General features: G+C 52.1%; 17 protein-coding genes and 1 tRNA gene. 12 read left to right on the plus strand and 6 right to left on the minus strand.

Annotated elements, in window-relative coordinates:
• Nucleotides 1-77 precede the first annotated feature (77 nt).
• Nucleotides 78-1,049 (minus strand): octaprenyl diphosphate synthase, encoded by a 972-nt coding sequence (ispB, locus tag OGY71_RS04670; protein WP_079938266.1) that lies wholly within the window; start codon nucleotides 1,047-1,049, stop codon nucleotides 78-80.
• 258 nt (nucleotides 1,050-1,307) lie between these two features.
• Here ispB and rplU point away from each other — a divergent pair, with 258 nt between their 5' ends.
• The 4 genes from rplU to cgtA all read left to right on the plus strand — a co-directional run bounded on the left by rplU (nucleotide 1,308) and on the right by cgtA (nucleotide 4,175).
• Nucleotides 1,308-1,619, plus strand: a complete 312-nt coding sequence (gene rplU / locus OGY71_RS04675) for a 50S ribosomal protein L21 (RefSeq protein ID WP_003025032.1) — start codon at nucleotides 1,308-1,310, stop codon at nucleotides 1,617-1,619.
• 19 nt (nucleotides 1,620-1,638) lie between these two features.
• Nucleotides 1,639-1,896: a 50S ribosomal protein L27 gene (rpmA, locus tag OGY71_RS04680; protein WP_003025030.1), complete on the plus strand. Its 258-nt coding sequence runs from the start codon at nucleotides 1,639-1,641 to the stop codon at nucleotides 1,894-1,896.
• Between the two features lie 125 nt (nucleotides 1,897-2,021).
• Nucleotides 2,022-2,987 carry a DMT family transporter gene (locus tag OGY71_RS04685; protein WP_032945110.1) on the plus strand — a complete coding sequence of 322 codons (966 nt, stop codon included), beginning with the start codon at nucleotides 2,022-2,024 and terminating at the stop codon, nucleotides 2,985-2,987.
• A 15-nt stretch (nucleotides 2,988-3,002) separates the two neighbouring features.
• Nucleotides 3,003-4,175 carry an Obg family GTPase CgtA gene (gene cgtA, locus OGY71_RS04690; protein ID WP_003828732.1) on the plus strand — a complete coding sequence of 391 codons (1,173 nt, stop codon included), beginning with the start codon at nucleotides 3,003-3,005 and terminating at the stop codon, nucleotides 4,173-4,175.
• 105 nt (nucleotides 4,176-4,280) lie between these two features.
• On the opposite strand, the gene dacB is transcribed toward cgtA, so the two are convergent.
• Nucleotides 4,281-5,714: a serine-type D-Ala-D-Ala carboxypeptidase gene (dacB, locus tag OGY71_RS04695; RefSeq protein ID WP_032945109.1), complete on the minus strand. Its 1,434-nt coding sequence runs from the start codon at nucleotides 5,712-5,714 to the stop codon at nucleotides 4,281-4,283.
• 248 nt (nucleotides 5,715-5,962) lie between these two features.
• Here dacB and greA point away from each other — a divergent pair, with 248 nt between their 5' ends.
• Nucleotides 5,963-6,439 (plus strand): transcription elongation factor GreA, encoded by a 477-nt coding sequence (gene greA / locus OGY71_RS04700; protein WP_003025019.1) that lies wholly within the window; start codon nucleotides 5,963-5,965, stop codon nucleotides 6,437-6,439.
• Between the two features lie 153 nt (nucleotides 6,440-6,592).
• On the opposite strand, the gene yhbY is transcribed toward greA, so the two are convergent.
• Entirely contained in the window at nucleotides 6,593-6,886 is a 294-nt protein-coding gene (yhbY, locus tag OGY71_RS04705; RefSeq protein ID WP_003025016.1) for a ribosome assembly RNA-binding protein YhbY, read from the minus strand.
• A gap of 125 nt (nucleotides 6,887-7,011) precedes the next feature.
• Here yhbY and rlmE point away from each other — a divergent pair, with 125 nt between their 5' ends.
• From rlmE to glmM, 4 genes are all read left to right on the plus strand, one after another.
• Nucleotides 7,012-7,641: a 23S rRNA (uridine(2552)-2'-O)-methyltransferase RlmE gene (gene rlmE, locus OGY71_RS04710; protein WP_003025015.1), complete on the plus strand. Its 630-nt coding sequence runs from the start codon at nucleotides 7,012-7,014 to the stop codon at nucleotides 7,639-7,641.
• A gap of 99 nt (nucleotides 7,642-7,740) precedes the next feature.
• Nucleotides 7,741-9,675 carry an ATP-dependent zinc metalloprotease FtsH gene (gene ftsH, locus OGY71_RS04715; RefSeq protein WP_003025013.1) on the plus strand — a complete coding sequence of 645 codons (1,935 nt, stop codon included), beginning with the start codon at nucleotides 7,741-7,743 and terminating at the stop codon, nucleotides 9,673-9,675.
• Nucleotides 9,676-9,773: 98 nt separating this feature from the next.
• Nucleotides 9,774-10,622, plus strand: coding sequence for a dihydropteroate synthase (folP, locus tag OGY71_RS04720; protein WP_048225717.1), 849 nt, complete (start codon nucleotides 9,774-9,776; stop codon nucleotides 10,620-10,622).
• Nucleotides 10,615-11,952, plus strand: coding sequence for a phosphoglucosamine mutase (gene glmM, locus OGY71_RS04725; protein WP_008785919.1), 1,338 nt, complete (start codon nucleotides 10,615-10,617; stop codon nucleotides 11,950-11,952). The genes folP and glmM overlap by 8 nt, the downstream gene beginning before the upstream one ends.
• 45 nt (nucleotides 11,953-11,997) lie before the next feature.
• Here glmM and dcuC read toward each other — a convergent pair whose 3' ends face one another.
• Both dcuC and iadA read right to left on the minus strand, forming a co-directional pair.
• Entirely contained in the window at nucleotides 11,998-13,464 is a 1,467-nt protein-coding gene (gene dcuC, locus OGY71_RS04730; protein WP_149335563.1) for a C4-dicarboxylate transporter DcuC, read from the minus strand.
• A 10-nt stretch (nucleotides 13,465-13,474) separates the two neighbouring features.
• Nucleotides 13,475-14,608, minus strand: a complete 1,134-nt coding sequence (gene iadA / locus OGY71_RS04735) for a beta-aspartyl-peptidase (protein WP_193134755.1) — start codon at nucleotides 14,606-14,608, stop codon at nucleotides 13,475-13,477.
• A gap of 148 nt (nucleotides 14,609-14,756) precedes the next feature.
• Here iadA and OGY71_RS04740 point away from each other — a divergent pair, with 148 nt between their 5' ends.
• From OGY71_RS04740 to OGY71_RS04750, 3 genes are all read left to right on the plus strand, one after another.
• Nucleotides 14,757-15,650 (plus strand): LysR family transcriptional regulator, encoded by an 894-nt coding sequence (locus OGY71_RS04740; protein ID WP_286612922.1) that lies wholly within the window; start codon nucleotides 14,757-14,759, stop codon nucleotides 15,648-15,650.
• Nucleotides 15,651-15,817: 167 nt separating this feature from the next.
• Entirely contained in the window at nucleotides 15,818-16,150 is a 333-nt protein-coding gene (gene secG, locus OGY71_RS04745) for a preprotein translocase subunit SecG (protein ID WP_003025000.1), read from the plus strand.
• Nucleotides 16,151-16,159: 9 nt separating this feature from the next.
• Nucleotides 16,160-16,246, plus strand: a tRNA-Leu gene (locus OGY71_RS04750).
• 196 nt (nucleotides 16,247-16,442) lie between these two features.
• Here the strand turns inward: OGY71_RS04750 and argG are convergent.
• The gene (gene argG, locus OGY71_RS04755) at nucleotides 16,443-17,786 is read right to left on the minus strand and encodes an argininosuccinate synthase (RefSeq protein ID WP_005131837.1); all 1,344 of its coding nucleotides are present in this window, start codon (nucleotides 17,784-17,786) and stop codon (nucleotides 16,443-16,445) included.
• Nucleotides 17,787-17,902: the final 116 nt, after the last annotated feature.

The following is a 17,902-nucleotide window of genomic DNA, read 5'->3' on the forward strand; positions in this document are numbered from 1 at the left end:
GAGAGGAGGAAATTCTTATTGGAACTTATAAGAAAATCCCGTGCAGGGCACGGGATGAGAGAGGATGCAGTAGGGAATTAACGGTCGCGCTGTACGGCAATATGTGCCAGACCAATCAGCGCTTCTCTCCACGGTGTATCAGGCAGCACCTGCAGCGCAGCGATAGCCTTATCAGCCTCTTCTTCTGCCCGCTGACGGGTCCATTCCAGAGAACCACATGCGTTCATCGCTTCCAGAACCGGCTCCAGAAGGTGACGACCATTACCTTGCTCAATGGCGTGGCGAATCATTTGCGCTTGTTCTGGGGTGCCGTGGCGCATGGCATGCAGCAGCGGCAGCGTTGGTTTACCCTCATTGAGGTCATCACCGACGTTTTTACCCAGCTGCTCGCCATCTGCGCTGTAATCCAGCAAATCGTCAATTAACTGGAAAGCGGTACCGAGATAACGGCCATAATCCTGCAACCCTTTTTCTTGTTCTTCGCTACAGCCAGCCAGAATACCTGAACATTGGGCTGCCGCTTCAAACAAACGCGCGGTCTTACTGTAGATGACGCGCATATAGTTTTCTTCGGTGATGTCCGGGTCGTTGACGTTCATCAACTGCAAGACTTCACCTTCGGCAATGACGTTGACTGCTTTCGACATGACTTCCAGCACTTTCAACGAGCCAAGGCTGGTCATCATCTGAAATGCTCGGGTATAGATAAAATCGCCAACCAGTACGCTGGCCGCATTACCAAACGCCGCATTTGCTGTGGCTTTCCCACGGCGCATGTCTGACTCATCCACAACATCGTCGTGCAGCAGGGTCGCTGTGTGGATAAACTCGATGAGGGCCGCAATCGTAACGTGCGCATTTTCCTGGTAACCAACGGCCCGCGCGGCGAGGACGGCGATCATTGGGCGAATGCGTTTTCCGCCGCCGCTAACGATGTAGTACCCCAGTTGATTGATCAGCTGAACGTCGGAATTGAGCTGTTCAAGGATTGTCGCATTGACCCCCGCCATATCTTGCGCGGTTAACTCATTGATTTTTTCTAAATTCATCGCAAAAGCCGGGCTTCTCGCCCCGATTACCTTACTGTGTGGGAAGGTAACGTCGGGTTTAGGGTTATAAATATATGCTGATTGTACTGAAAAAACGCCGTAGATAAACGTTACCGTACGTGTTGTGTTTTTTTTCTTCATGTATTGACGGTAGCACTTGTCAAAGGCTCGCGTTTTGCGTAATATTCGCGCCCTATTGTGAATATTTATAGCGCACTCTGAATCATCAAAAAGGTGTGCGCGGAAGCGGAGTTTTTTATGTACGCGGTTTTCCAAAGTGGTGGTAAACAACACCGAGTAAGCGAAGGTCAGACCGTTCGCCTGGAAAAGCTGGACATCGCAACTGGCGAATCTGTTGAATTCGCAGAAGTTCTGATGATCGCAAACGGTGAAGAAGTCAAAATCGGCGTTCCTTTCGTTGATGGCGGCGTTATCAAAGCTGAAGTCGTTGCTCACGGTCGTGGCGAGAAAGTTAAAATTGTTAAGTTTCGTCGTCGTAAACACTACCGTAAGCAGCAGGGCCATCGTCAGTGGTTCACTGATGTGAAAATCACTGGCATCAGCGCTTAAGTTAAGGGGAGCAGATTAAATGGCACATAAAAAGGCTGGCGGCTCGACTCGTAACGGTCGCGATTCAGAAGCTAAACGTCTGGGCGTAAAACGCTTCGGCGGTGAAACAGTTCTGGCTGGTAGCATCATCGTTCGTCAACGTGGTACTAAATTCCACGCTGGCTCCAACGTTGGTTGCGGCAAAGACCACACTCTGTTTGCTAAAGCAGACGGTAAAGTGAAATTTGAAGTGAAAGGCCCGAAAAACCGTAAATTCATCAGCATCGTTGCTGAATAAGTTTTTCGCGTCCCGGTAACGGATAAAAGCCCCGCAACACGTTGCGGGGCTTTTTACATTCGACGGCCGGTAAATACGCTCGTCGCGCCGACAACCCGGAAACGAGCCCTTGCAGGGAATACGGCATGAAGCAGCAGGCAGGCATTGGTATTCTGTTAGCACTCACAACGGCAGTATGTTGGGGCGCTTTGCCAATAGCAATGAAGCAAGTGCTGGAGGTGATGGAGCCTCCTACCGTGGTGTTCTACCGTTTTTTAATGGCAAGCGTTGGCCTTGGCGCTATTCTTGCGGTTAAAAAAAAGCTCCCTCCGCTGCGTATTTTTCGCAAAGCGCGCTGGCTGGTGTTGCTGGCTATCGCAACCGGTGGGCTGTTCGGTAACTTCATTCTGTTTAGTTCATCCTTGCAGTATTTGAGCCCAACGGCTTCGCAGGTTATCGGCCAGCTGTCACCGGTTGGTATGATGATCGCCAGCGTCTTTATCCTGAAAGAAAAGATGCGCGGCACGCAGGTTATTGGCGCCATTATGCTTCTGAGCGGCCTGGTTCTGTTTTTTAATACCAGTCTGATCGAAATTTTTACCCGACTCACCGATTACACCTGGGGCGTTATCTTTGGTGTCGGTGCGGCGATGGTCTGGGTGAGCTATGGGGTCGCGCAAAAGGTGTTATTGCGCCGCCTGGCATCACCGCAGATCCTGTTTTTACTGTACACTTTATGTACGATTGCGTTGTTGCCGCTGGCTAAACCTGGTGTCATCACGCAACTCAGCGACTGGCAGCTGGCATGCCTGGTATTCTGCGGCCTGAATACGCTGGTAGGATATGGCGCTCTCGCGGAAGCGATGGCGCGTTGGCAGGCGGCGCAGGTGAGCGCTCTTATCACGCTCACACCTCTGTTTACGTTGTTATTTTCAGATTTATTATCACTGGCCTGGCCCGATTTCTTCGCCAGACCGATGCTAAACCTATTAGGTTATCTCGGTGCGTTTATCGTGGTTGCGGGCGCGATGTATTCCGCCATTGGTCATCGAATTTGGGGCGGTTTACGTAAGCATGAAACGGTGGTTTCGCAACCCCGCTCAGGCGAATGATTTACGGAGAGTAAAATGAAGTTTGTTGATGAAGCATCGATTCTGGTCGTTGCAGGTGATGGCGGTAATGGTTGCGTCAGCTTCCGCCGCGAAAAGTACATCCCAAAAGGCGGTCCGGACGGTGGTGATGGTGGTGACGGTGGTGACGTTTGGCTGGAAGCCGACGAAAACCTGAACACGCTGATCGATTACCGTTTTGAAAAATCATTCCGTGCGGAACGTGGTCAGAATGGCGCGAGCCGTGATTGCACCGGTAAGCGTGGCAAAGACGTTACGATTAAAGTACCTGTTGGTACGCGTGTTATCGATCAGGGCACGGGCGAAACCATGGGCGATATGACCAAACACGGTCAGCGTCTGATGGTCGCTAAAGGTGGCTGGCACGGTCTGGGCAACACCCGTTTCAAATCCTCGGTTAACCGTACTCCGCGTCAGAAAACAATGGGTACGCCGGGTGATAAGCGCGATCTGATGCTGGAGCTGATGCTGCTGGCGGACGTGGGTATGCTGGGCATGCCAAACGCCGGGAAATCGACGTTTATCCGTGCGGTGTCCGCGGCGAAGCCGAAAGTCGCTGATTATCCGTTTACCACCCTGGTGCCGAGCCTGGGCGTGGTTCGTATGGACAACGAAAAGAGCTTCGTGGTTGCCGACATTCCGGGACTGATTGAAGGCGCGGCTGAAGGCGCAGGCCTGGGTATCCGCTTCCTGAAACACCTGGAACGTTGCCGTGTACTGCTTCACCTCATCGATATCGATCCGATTGATGGCTCTGATCCAGTTGAAAACGCCCGTATCATTATTGGCGAACTGGAAAAATACAGTCAGGATTTGGCATCTAAACCACGCTGGTTAGTGTTCAACAAAATTGATTTGATGGACAAGGCTGAAGCGGAAGAGAAAGCGAAAGCGATCGCCGAAGCGTTGGGTTGGGAAGGTAAATATTACCTGATCTCTGCCGCCAGCCAGCTGGGCGTGAAAGATCTCTGCTGGGATGTGATGACCTTTATCATTGAGAACCCGATTGTTCAGGCTGAAGAAGCGAAACAGCCAGAGAAAGTTGAGTTCATGTGGGATGATTATCACCGCCAGCAGCTCGCTGAAGTCGAAGACGAAGCGGAAGATGACTGGGATGACGATTGGGACGAAGACGACGAAGAAGGCGTTGAGTTCATCTACAAGCGTTAATCGCATTAAAAACCCCGGCCATGTTGCCGGGGTTTTTGTTTCCAGGCCTCTCTGTAGGCCGGATAAGGCACGTTAATGCCGCCATCCGACAATCAAATTACCCATTTAGTTGTTCTGATAAATATCCTTGTACAACCGGCTCTCGAAGCGCACCAACGGAATACGGCGATTACGCTGGTCAGCTGGCTCTACCGCATAACCAGATAAATACTGCACGAATGCCATGCGTTGGCCACTTGCCGTGGTGATGAAACCTGCGAGGTTATAAACCCCCTGCAGCGAGCCAGTCTTCGCCGATACTTTGCCATCCACACCAGCCTGATGCAGACCCGCACGGTATTGCAAGGAGCCGTCGTGGCCCGCCAGCGGCAGCATAGTGATAAAGTTCAGCTCGTTATCGTGTTGAGCGATATATTGCAGCACCTGCATCATGGTCGCTGGGGCAATCAGGTTATGGCGGGAGAGGCCAGAACCGTCGGCAATAATGGTGTTGCCGATATCAACGCCTGCCTGCTGACGTAAAATCTGGCGCACGGCATCAGAACCCGCCCGCCAGGTGCCCGGCACGTTAAACCGGGCATGACCAATCATACGGAAAACGGTATCGGCAATCATGTTGTCCGATTTTTTCAGCATAATCTTAAGCAGGTCATGTAGCGGCGCAGACTGTTTACTGGCGACCACCGTTCCCGGTTCGTTGACCAACGTCTGGCGCAGCAGCGTACCGCTGTAGGTGATACCTGCTTGTTTTAGCTCATCTTTGATAATTGCCCCGGCATAGCTGGCACCGTCCTGAATGGCGAACGCCAGCGGCAGCGGATCGGCTCGTTGTGGCAGGCATCCGGTCAGCGTATAGCGGTTGAGATCGCCGGGAACCACATCCAGTTCACAATATTGCGCTTCCGCAGAACCTCGGGCGAGGGTACGCACCTGACTGAACATGGTGACCGGGTAATAAGATGCCACGCGAATAAAGGCGAGATCGTTGGGTTTTTGCGCGCTGTAGAGTGAAACCGAGAAACAGTTTCTATCGACAATAGCCGCTGCGGGCGGTGCGCTAAAACACTGCGTCATATCGTTCCAGGGCCAACCGGGCGCTTTATCATGACTGGCAAAAATAGAGGTGTCGATCAGGACATTTCCGGCAATTTGCGTCACACCTGATTTTTTCAGGGTTGCCACCATATTGCGAATATCCTGGCGTTTTAGCGTCGGATCGGCACCAAATCGTGCCACTAAGTCACCTTTCAATACGCCGCCTTCCACGCTGCCTTTGGTCTCAAGCGTGGTGGTAAAACGAAAGTCAGGCCCGAGCTGAATCAATGCCGCCAGCGCGGTGATTACTTTCTGGGTGCTGGCGGGCAGCGCCATCTGCTGGCTATGAAAATCAATAGCGGGTGCAGGTGCGCCAACCTTCTGTACCATAAGGGCGAGGTTGGCCCCGGCAGGGAGCTGATTGATATACTCGTCGACGTTCGCAGCCTGAACGCTGAACGCTATACTGGCAGTCAATCCGATGGTAAATCTGGAAAATCGCATAATCTCGCGCTAACAACCTGGAAACAGGCCGTCATACTACGGCGCAACGCCCCAAAAAGTAAACGATGACCCATAAGGAACTCCAGGGTAAAATGATCATCAAATAGAGAATTGTAGCTGACCTGGGACCTTGAGCCCCGGGTCGGTATTTTTTTGCTTCTGACTCTGGCATGACACACGCCAGGGTGGGCTTAGCAGCCGGGGTGAGAGCAACTACCCCCTACAGGAATGTTCAAGAGGTATAACAAATGCAAGCTATCCCGATGACCTTACGTGGTGCTGAAAAACTGCGCGAAGAGCTGGATTTTCTGAAATCTGTGCGCCGTCCTGAAATTATTGCCGCTATCGCTGAAGCGCGTGAGCACGGTGACCTGAAAGAGAACGCGGAGTATCACGCGGCGCGCGAACAGCAGGGTTTCTGCGAAGGACGCATTAAAGATATCGAAGCTAAACTGTCCAACGCGCAGGTAATCGACGTTACTAAAATGCCGAACAATGGCCGCGTTGTTTTCGGTGCGACGGTTACCGTTTTGAATCTCGATAACGATGAAGAGCAGACATGGCGTATTGTCGGCGATGATGAAGCCGATTTTAAACAGAACCTGATTTCAGTGAACTCGCCTATCGCTCGTGGCCTTATCGGTAAAGAGCAGGATGACGTCGTGGTTATCAAAACGCCGGGCGGCGAAGTGGAATATGAAGTGACGAAGGTAGAATACCTGTAATTCGCATCTTGGTTAAGATGTTGATACATTGTAAAGAAAGGAAAAAGGCCGCATAGCGGCCTTTTATCAACGAAGAGAGCGTGGCATTTTGCTCTCCTGCTAGCGGAAAACCCCGCGTTTTACACAAACTTCGTGTGCAACTTTGGGATATTCTTAGCGTGGCAGCGAGATTTTACGTTCTTTAGTCGGGCGATACAGTACCAGCGTTTTGCCGATGACCTGTACATTGCAGGCGCCGGTTTCGCGTACGATAGCTTCCACGATCAAGGTTTTAGTATCGCGATCTTCCGAGGCGATTTTCACCTTGATAAGTTCATGGTGCTCTAACGCTTGTTCAATCTCGGCCAGTACCCCTTCGGTCAAACCATTGTTGCCAAGCATAACTACAGGCTTGAGCGGATGTGCCAGACCTTTCAGGTGCTGTTTTTGTTTAGTACTCAGATTCATCGTATATTTTTGCTTACGTTGGGATTGAAAACGGGTCATTCTACCGCCATCTCCCATATATCACCAAATAGCTGTGTAGAAATTTACACCATTGGTTACGATGAACTGCCCTTTGGGAATGTGAAATGACAGGTAAAAAGCGTTCTGCCAGCTCGAGTCGCTGGCTTCAGGAACACTTTAGCGATAAATATGTTCAACAGGCACAGAAAAAGGGGTTACGTTCCCGTGCCTGGTTTAAACTTGATGAAATACAGCAAAGTGACAAAATTTTTAAACCGGGGATGACGATAGTTGATCTCGGTGCTGCACCCGGTGGCTGGTCGCAATATGCAGTTACGCAGATCGGCAACACCGGCCGCATTATCGCTTGCGATCTTTTACCTATGGATCCAATCGTTGGTGTGGACTTCCTTCAGGGCGACTTTCGTGATGAATTAGTCCTGAAAGCGTTACTTGAACGCGTAGGTGACAGTAAAGTACAAGTTGTCATGTCTGATATGGCGCCAAATATGTGTGGAACACCGGCGGTGGATATTCCCCGGGCCATGTATCTGGTAGAGCTGGCGCTTGGAATGGCTCGTGATGTATTAGCGCCAGGTGGTAGTTTTGTAGTGAAGGTGTTCCAGGGCGAAGGCTTCGATGAGTATCTAAGAGAGATTCGCTCCCTGTTTACGAAGGTCAAAGTTCGTAAGCCGGACTCTTCTCGCGCCCGTTCGCGTGAAGTGTATATTGTAGCGACCGGGCGTAAACCATAACCGGCAGATTTCAAACGAAAGTTTGAAAGAAACTGGATATAGAGTATCCTGACGCTGTTTTTAACACAGTTGTAATATGAGGTTAATCCCTTGAGTGACATGGCGAAAAACCTAATTCTCTGGCTGGTCATTGCCGTTGTGCTGATGTCAGTATTCCAGAGCTTTGGGCCCAGCGAGTCTAATGGCCGTAAGGTTGATTACTCTACCTTCCTGCAAGAGGTCAATCAGGACCAGGTTCGTGAAGCGAAGATCAACGGACGTGAGATTAACGTTACCAAGAAAGATAGTAACCGTTACACGACCTACATCCCGGTTAACGATCCGAAGCTGCTTGATAACCTGCTGACCAAAAACGTCAAGGTTGTTGGCGAACCACCTGAAGAGCCGAGCCTGCTGGCTTCTATCTTCATTTCCTGGTTCCCAATGCTGCTGCTGATTGGTGTCTGGATCTTCTTCATGCGTCAGATGCAGGGCGGTGGTGGCAAAGGTGCCATGTCGTTCGGCAAGAGCAAAGCGCGCATGCTGACGGAAGATCAGATCAAAACGACTTTTGCTGACGTTGCGGGTTGTGACGAAGCAAAAGAAGAAGTCGCTGAGCTGGTTGAGTATCTGCGCGAACCGAGCCGTTTCCAGAAACTGGGCGGTAAAATCCCGAAAGGCGTCCTGATGGTTGGTCCTCCGGGTACGGGTAAAACCCTGCTGGCGAAAGCTATCGCAGGTGAAGCGAAGGTTCCATTCTTCACAATTTCCGGTTCTGATTTCGTGGAAATGTTCGTGGGTGTCGGTGCATCTCGTGTGCGTGACATGTTCGAACAAGCCAAGAAAGCGGCACCGTGCATCATCTTCATCGATGAAATCGACGCCGTAGGTCGCCAGCGTGGCGCAGGTCTGGGCGGTGGTCACGATGAACGTGAACAGACGCTGAACCAGATGCTGGTTGAGATGGACGGCTTCGAAGGTAACGAAGGTATTATCGTTATCGCAGCAACTAACCGTCCGGACGTTCTTGACCCTGCGCTGCTGCGTCCAGGCCGTTTCGACCGTCAGGTTGTGGTTGGTCTGCCAGACGTTCGCGGTCGTGAACAGATCCTGAAAGTGCATATGCGTCGCGTACCGCTGTCTCCGGATATCGATGCGGCAATCATTGCACGTGGCACGCCTGGCTTCTCCGGTGCGGACCTCGCGAACCTGGTGAACGAAGCGGCGCTGTTTGCTGCTCGTGGCAACAAGCGCGTAGTGTCGATGGTTGAGTTCGAAAAAGCGAAAGACAAAATCATGATGGGTGCAGAACGTCGCTCCATGGTGATGACGGAAGCGCAGAAAGAATCTACCGCATATCACGAAGCTGGCCACGCGATTATCGGTCGCCTGGTACCGGAACACGATCCGGTGCACAAAGTAACGATTATCCCGCGCGGTCGTGCGCTGGGTGTGACCTTCTTCCTGCCTGAAGGCGACGCAATCAGCGCCAGCCGTCAGAAACTGGAAAGTCAGATCTCCACACTGTACGGTGGCCGTCTGGCGGAAGAGATCATCTACGGTGCTGAACATGTTTCTACCGGTGCGTCGAACGACATTAAAGTCGCGACTAACCTGGCGCGTAACATGGTTACTCAGTGGGGCTTCTCCGATAAACTCGGTCCGTTGCTGTACGCTGAAGAAGAAGGCGAAGTGTTCCTGGGACGTTCTGTGGCGAAAGCGAAACACATGTCCGATGAAACCGCTCGCATTATCGATCAGGAAGTTAAACTGCTGATTGAGCGTAACTATGACCGTGCACGTCGTTTGCTTAACGAAAACATGGACATTCTGCACTCGATGAAAGATGCGCTCATGAAATATGAGACCATCGATGCGCCGCAGATTGACGATCTGATGGCTCGCCGCGATGTGCGTCCGCCAGCGGGTTGGGAAGAACCGGGTTCTTCTAATAACAACTCTGGCAGCACCGGCAAGCCGAGTGCACCGCGTCCGGTTGATGAACCGCGTGCGCCGGACTCTGGCACTATGTCAGAGCAACTGGGCGACAAATAAGTTATCGTTGATGATGACCGTGTTTTAATTGAAAACCCTGGGGCTTGCTCCGGGGTTTTTCTTATCTGCATATTCAAGATTTTACCAGGGATAAAACTATGAAACTCTTTGCTCAGGGTTCTTCACTGGATCTCAGCCATCCGCACGTCATGGGGATTTTGAACGTCACGCCAGACTCATTTTCCGATGGCGGAGCGCACAACTCTCTGGTTGAGGCGGTAAAACACGCAAACCTGATGATTAACGCCGGGGCGACTATCATTGATGTGGGCGGTGAGTCCACGCGTCCGGGCGCGGCTGATGTGAGTGTGGAAGAAGAGTTGCAGCGAGTGATCCCAGTGGTCGAGGCGATTGCTCAGCGTTTTGAAGTGTGGATTTCGGTCGATACCTCAAAACCCGAAGTGATTCGCGAATGCGCCAGAGTTGGCGCGCATATCATCAATGATATTCGCTCGCTCTCGGAGCCTGGAGCGCTGGAAGCCGCAGCGGAGACCGGATTGCCGGTTTGCCTGATGCATATGCAGGGGCAGCCGAAAACCATGCAGGAAGCGCCAAAGTATGAGGATGTTTTTGCTGAGGTAAACCGTTACTTTGTTGAGCAAATAGCACGTTGCGAGCGGGCTGGAATCACAAAAGATAAATTGTTGCTCGACCCCGGATTCGGATTCGGTAAAAATCTCACTCACAACTACACATTACTGGCACGTTTGTCTGAGTTTCATCATTTTAATCTGCCATTGCTGGTTGGGATGTCACGAAAATCAATGGTTGGCCAGTTACTGAATGTGGGGCCATCTGAACGCCTGAGCGGTAGCCTTGCGTGCGCGGTGATTGCCGCAATGCAGGGGGCGCAGATCGTTCGTGTCCATGACGTCAAAGAAACCGTAGAAGCGATGCGTGTGGTGGAAGCCACATTGTCTGCAAAGGAAAAAAAACGCTATGAGTAATCGTAAATATTTTGGCACTGATGGGATCCGCGGCCGCGTAGGCGATGCCCCAATTACTCCTGACTTTGTGCTCAAGCTGGGCTGGGCTGCAGGGAAAGTGCTTGCTCGTCATGGTTCACGTAAAATTATTATCGGTAAAGATACGCGTATTTCCGGCTATATGCTGGAGTCTGCGCTGGAAGCCGGTCTGGCTGCCGCCGGACTCTCAGCCTCATTCACAGGGCCAATGCCAACACCCGCCGTTGCGTATCTGACGCGCGCCTTCCGTGCTGAGGCCGGGATTGTTATCTCCGCTTCGCACAATCCGTACTATGACAACGGGATTAAATTCTTCTCTACCGACGGGACTAAACTGCCGGATGCAGTGGAAGAAGCCATTGAAGCCGAGATGGAAAAAGCGATCACCTGCGTGGATTCCGCTGAACTGGGTAAAGCCACACGTATCGTTGATGCTGCCGGTCGCTATATCGAGTTTTGCAAAGGCACCTTCCCGAACGAATTGAGCCTGAATGAGCTTAAAATTGTGGTGGATTGCGCTAACGGTGCGACGTACCACATTGCGCCAAATGTACTGCGTGAACTGGGTGCAAACGTGATTGCCATTGGCTGTGAGCCAAACGGTGTGAATATCAATGAAGAAGTCGGTGCCACCGACGTCCGTGCCCTGCAGGCGCGCGTGATTGCGGAAAAAGCCGATCTGGGTATTGCGCTGGATGGCGATGGCGACCGCGTCATTATGGTTGACCACGAAGGTAATAAGGTCGATGGCGATCAGATCATGTACATCATCGCCCGTGAAGCCCTGCGTCAGGGTCAGCTGCGCGGTGGCGCGGTAGGTACGCTGATGAGCAACATGGGCCTCGAGCTGGCGCTGAAACAGCTGGGTATTCCGTTTGCCCGTGCAAAAGTTGGCGACCGTTATGTGCTGGAAAAAATGCAGGAAAAAGGCTGGCGTATCGGTGCCGAAAACTCTGGTCATGTGATCCTGCTGGACAAAACCACCACTGGTGACGGCATCGTGGCGGGCCTGCAGGTGCTGGCGGCGATGGTGCGCAACCATATGAGCTTGCACGACCTGTGCAGCGGCATGAAAATGTTCCCACAGCTGCTGGTTAACGTACGATATACAGCAGGTAGCGGCGATCCGCTGGAACATGAAAACGTGAAAGCGGTGATGGCGGAAGTGGAAGCGGCGCTGGGTAACCGTGGACGCGTCCTGCTGCGTAAGTCTGGTACCGAACCGTTAATTCGTGTGATGGTTGAAGGTGAAGACGAAGCGCAGGTGACTGAATTCGCCCACCGTATTGCCGATGCTGTGAAAGCGGCGTAATTCCGAAGAAAGTGAAAGCCGGAGTCTGAGACTCCGGCTTTTTTTTTACTGTACGGCAAGCGGCTGTTTACGTCGGCGCTGCCAGAAGTAACCACCGACCATCAGTAGCACAAGGGCTGCCAGCCACGGCAGAACCGCCAGCAGATGCCCGGACCGGGCAAAGGTTAGCGCAATCATCAGTAGCCAACCGCCCAGCATCGGAATCGCGGTACGCTTAACAATATCCACAGGCGAGACACCTGCAATCCCTGCGATAGCAATGATTACGCCGGCGATGGGCGATAACGTACGACCAATACCCGCAGAGATCTGGATAGGCAACATCATGACAGCGATATCGCTGCCGATATGACGGCTGATGTCCGGCACCATGGGTGCGAAGGAGAAAAATGCCGCATTCCCGGAGCCCATCAGCGCTGAAATTGCGAAGGTGATCAGGGTCATCAGCAGGATAATAGAGGCGGCGCTGAGGCCAAATTCACCGGAAAGCGACAACAGTGCGTCAACGGCACCAATGGCTTTCAGTCCGGCGGAAAAGACTTCACCGGCGATAATCAGTGTCACGACGGTGGCAAAAACGCTGCCCATGCTGTCGAAAACCTTTTGTACGCCAGCCATCACCTCGCGCGCCTTGCGATGACGGCAGTACTCACAAACCAGCGTAATAGCGAGGCTTATCAGTACGGCGGTATCCAGGGTGATCTTGAGTGAGCTGAATACTAAATCGCTGCACACCAGCATCAATACCAGCGGCAGCATGGGCAGAAACAGCCAGGCGATAGGTGCGTCGGCTTCATCAGTCGCCGTTAATGTCTGCATTTGCTGAGTTGCATTGTCGCCACTTTCCCGACGGTCAAAAAAGCGTTGCACAACAATATGCAGTAGGGCGATGAAAAGAATGACGGGTACAACGATCGGCAACTGATCCTGCACGAAATAGTTCACGACCTCGATGCCTGCAGTTTTGGCGGCGAGAACAGAGTTGCCGGAACCGGGGCCAAACTCAACCGCACAGGTACTGGCGATAACGGCGGCAACCGCGGCGCGGCTACAGCCAAGACGGGTAAGCAATGGGTAAAGCGTCGCCATCAACAGCAGACCCAATCCGGTGGCGCTGCTGATAAACAGCGACAGGAATTGACCCAGTAGCAGTGCCAGCCCCAGCAGCAGATAAGGCGAGTTCAGGCGTTGCAAAGGACGAGATGTCACCCGAACCAGTACCTGGCTTGCGCCAATGGCCGACATATAGGTGGCAAAACCACCAATCAGCATAATTTGCAGACCGAGGCCGCCGAGACGCACGCTCAGGGTATCGCGAATAAACTCAAAGGCGTCAAAGGGGCCAAATCCAGTGCTCTTTTTCACCAGGCCACTGAGTGAGGTCATTCCGCTAAAATGCGCGATAAGCAACAGCACAATCCCGGTCAATAACAGTACCGACTGGGGGTGATATTTTTTGAGGATTAGACGTCCGGCAAAAATGATGGCGATTAGCGCCAGTAGTAACGACATTCTTGCCCCCTTACTCGAAGTTGCCGGTAACCAGGCACTCGCCATCCCGCAGCAACGGTTTACCCGCGGCAAACAGATGGGCCAGCGAGAGGTCATCATTGAGTACACAGATATCAGCACGTTCTCCGGCGCAGAGCACGCCCCCGGAAATACCCAGCGAGCGCGCAACGTTTGCCGTCAGCATCGCGATGGCCTGTGGCACCGGAATCCCGACATCAATCAGGCGAGGAAGCAGGTTAAGATTGCCTGCGACCGGTGCTGCGCTTAAACCTTCAACGATACCCTGAGCGTTAAAGCGTGGAACGCTGCCATTGCCGTCAGAACTGATCGTGATGCGCTCCGCCGGAACCTGTGCTTCGAGTGCGTGGAGAATCGCTTGCTCCTGAGGCATAAAACGACTGCCACCTGACGTAACATCGATATGGCCGCCGCGATGGGCAAAAGCAATTGCCTGTTCGAACAAGGGCTCAGTTCTCGCAACATGCGTCGGTGAAATATGGTGAATCGGAATACCCGCATCACACAGCTCAATAAGTTGCGACATCCCTTCCGGCAGATTCCCCAGGTGCACATGCAGCAAGCCTTTTTTCCCTGCCAGCAGGGAAGCGACGCGAATATCGCTCACTATCCTCAGCAACTCCTGGAAAGAGGGGTAAGAGCCACGGTGATCGGCGAGGGCGATTTTTACACCAAGAATTGCCGGAATGAAGGCCATATCATCGCGGATGGATCGCGTAATAGTTGGGCTGGGAACGGCGTAGGCTCCCGTGTGCATAAACGCGCGTAATCCCTCAAGGTTGAGAGACTGCATTTTAGCGTAGAGGTCTTTGGGTGAACGAGAAATGGCATCGGTGCCTAACACGCCAACCACCGTGGTAATACCTGCCTGAATCAGATCGCGCAGCTTGACGGCGGGCGTCCGACTGGCAAATCCGGCTTCACCACCGCCACCGGTAAGATGAACATGCTGATCGATGATACCAGGGATAACCCATTTACCCCGACAATCGATGACCTCGTTGATGCCATCAAACAATGAAATATCTTTTTCTACCGCCACAATTCGGTCGGCATGAATGAGCAGGGAGCAGAGGCCTAAATTCTCAGGAGAAAAAACACGGGCATTGGTCAATAAAGTAAACATAGCGGTCCTGTCAAACGTCGAGGGTGAGAGTCGGCAGGTGAAACGAAATATTGTTGTTATGATGCCCACCATAAAGCCATTACTATAACTATGACTATTACCGATTTGTTATTGGAGGATGCGGTTATGGCATGGCGGAGAGCACAACGTGGATTGTAAGTGGCTGGAAGATTTTCTGGCCTTGAGCCAGCATGGAAACTACTCTCAGGCCGCGGCGCAGCGGCATATTACTCAACCTGCGTTGAGTCGGCGTATAAAGGCGCTGGAAGAGGTGCTGGGCGTGCCTTTGTTTGACCGGACAACGACCCCTGTCACGCTGACGCGCTATGGTGAACGCTTTGAGCCTTATGCCCGGCATGTCCTCAGCACGTTAACAGAGGCACGTCATGAGCTGTCGGCGATGACGCCAGCAACGGATAACACGCTGGTGATGGTCAGCCTGCATACGCTGTCGGTGAATATCCTGCCGGATATGATCAACTACCTGCGACAGAGTGAGCCGCAGTTAAACTTTACGGTAAACGCCAGTATCCAGGGGATAGACAACCACTTCAATGCCCTGATGAACCGGCAAATTGATTTGCTGGTGACCTACGATTTACCGTCTGCCCAGCCGGGGCTGGAGATCGCTGGAGGGTTAAAACGTTCCCTATGGCGGTATGAGCGATTTATACCGGTTATTTCAGCCCAGTTGGCTGATGGGCTTAATGATCCGCATGCTCCGATTCCGTGGCTATGCTACAGCGACTACACCTTTGTCAGACGTATTATTGAGTCGGCAGAACAACGCGTCCGCCCACGGCTAAAAAAAGTATTTGAGAGTGGTTTAAGCGAAACGATACGAGAAATGGTACTGCGCCATATGGGAATGGCCTGGTTACCTGAATCGATGGTGGCGGAAGAGTTGGTGAATCAGCAAATTATTCACTGCTGGCCAGAAAATACAGACCTGATTTGTGAAATCCCCGTTGTGGTATGGGCGAATCTTGAAGATCAACGTGCTGTTATGCAGAGATGCTGGGAGAAGTTGCTGCGTTTTTGATTGATATGGCGATTTTTTCCGCAGTTGATACAATGCTAACAAATTGCCCTTGCGAAGGTTATTCGCTTTGGTTAGTATTCACACCCGCTTCAGTGGGAAACAGTAAATATTCCCGCTTTAATGGTCGAAGCATTGTACGCGGCAACTCCGCAAGGAACAGGTTGATTATGCACGAAGCTCTTTTAGTAGTTTTCCTTATTGTGGCAATTGGCCTGGTAGGCTTGATCATGCTGCAGCAAGGCAAAGGCGCTGATATGGGAGCCTCTTTTGGCGCAGGCGCTTCTGGTACTCTGTTTGGTTCAAGTGGTTCTGGTAACTTCATGACCCGTATGACAGCTGTATTGGGAACCTTGTTCTTCATCATCAGTCTGGTGCTGGGTAACATGAACAGCAATAAGACCAATAAAGGAAGTGAGTGGGAAAATCTGAGCGCACCGGCGAAAACCGAGCAAACTCAGCCAGCTGCTCCGGCTCAGCCGACCAGCGATATCCCACGCTAAGTATTCTGTACCGAGGTGGTGGAATTGGTAGACACGCTACCTTGAGGTGGTAGTGCCCTAACGGGCTTGTGGGTTCGAGTCCCATCCTCGGTACCAAATTCCAAAAAAAAGACGCTGCAAAGCGTCTTTTTTTTCGTCTGTTATTTATGGCTGTCTGTAGGTCGGATAAGCGTAGCATCATCAGGCGTTGTAATAATGTCGGATGGCGGCGTAAACGCCTTATCCGACCTACAGACATCCTATATTCCGCGCATAAAAAAGGCCGCTTGCGCGGCCTTAAGATAGTGAATCTTTACTTCGCCTTATTTTCCAGATTCTCAACCTGCGGCAGGCCGGTTGCGGAAGAGGCGGTCAGCAAGCCAGATTGTGCATAACCAAACAGCTTCTCGCGGGTATCGGTGATATCCAGATTACGCATGGTCAACTGACCGATACGATCGTCCGGAGAGAATACGGAGTCGCCTTTTTCCATCGTCAGACGTTCTGGTTTGTACGTCAGATTGTCAGACACGGTGTTGAGGATTGAGTAGTCATTACCACGACGCAGTTCCAGCGTGACTTCACCGGTAATCTGGCTGGCAACCCAACGCTGCAGACCGTCACGCAGCATCAGCGCCTGAGAGTCGAACCAGCGGCCCTGATACAGCAGACGACCAAGCTGGCGACCGTGCGCGTGATACTGCTCGATGGTATCCTCGTTGTGAATACCGGTCAGCAGACGCTCGTAGGCGATATGCAGCAATGCCATCCCCGGGGCTTCGTAGATGCCACGGCTCTTCGCTTCAATGATGCGGTTTTCAATCTGGTCACTCATACCCAGACCGTGACGCCCGCCGATACGGTTGGCTTCCAGCATCATCTCAACGTCGTCGCTGAAGGTTTTACCGTTCAGAGCAACCGGATGACCCTGTTCAAAGCGCACGGTCACTTCTTCTGCCGGGATCTTCACGCTCTCATCCCAGAACTTCACGCCCATAATCGGGTTGACGATTTTGACGCTGGAGTTCAGGAACTCAAGGTCTTTAGCTTCGTGGGTCGCACCGAGCATGTTGGAGTCAGTGGAGTAGGCTTTCTCAACGGACATTTTGTAGTCGAAACCACAGGCAATCATAAATTCGGACATCTCATGGCGACCGCCGAGTTCATCGATAAAATCGGTATCCAGCCATGGTTTGTAAATCTGCAGTTCGGCGTTGGTCAGCAGACCGTAACGATAGAAACGTTCAATATCGTTACCTTTATAGGTGCTACCGTCGCCCCAGATGTTTACACCATCTTCTTTCATTGCGGCAACCAGCATGGTGCCGGTCACGGCACGGCCCAGCGGGGTGGTATTGAAATAGGTCAGTCCGCCAGTGGTGTTGTGGAATGCACCGCACTGAATGGCAGCGATCCCTTCGGCAACCAGCTGCTTACGGCAATCTACCAGGCGAGCATTCTCAGCACCATATTCCATTGCACGGCGAGGAATGGCGTCATAGTCATCCTCATCCGGCTGACCCAAATTCGCAGTATATGCATATGGGACAGCCCCTTTTTGTCGCATCCACAGCAGTGCTGCGCTGGTGTCCAGGCCGCCGGAAAAAGCGATACCAATACGTTGACCTACCGGGAGATGCTTGAGAATCGTCGTCATAAAATAAAACCCTGCTTGATAGACTGGTGAAGAGGTCGGCTTATTATACTAATTGCATTTTTATGCAAAATAAATGAGTTTTCATTTAATCATCTTTTCTGGATGACAGGAAGAGT

Origin of the sequence: Citrobacter sp. Cpo109 (assembly GCF_030332565.1) — a bacterium.
Lineage (GTDB): Bacteria > Pseudomonadota > Gammaproteobacteria > Enterobacterales > Enterobacteriaceae > Citrobacter > Citrobacter portucalensis.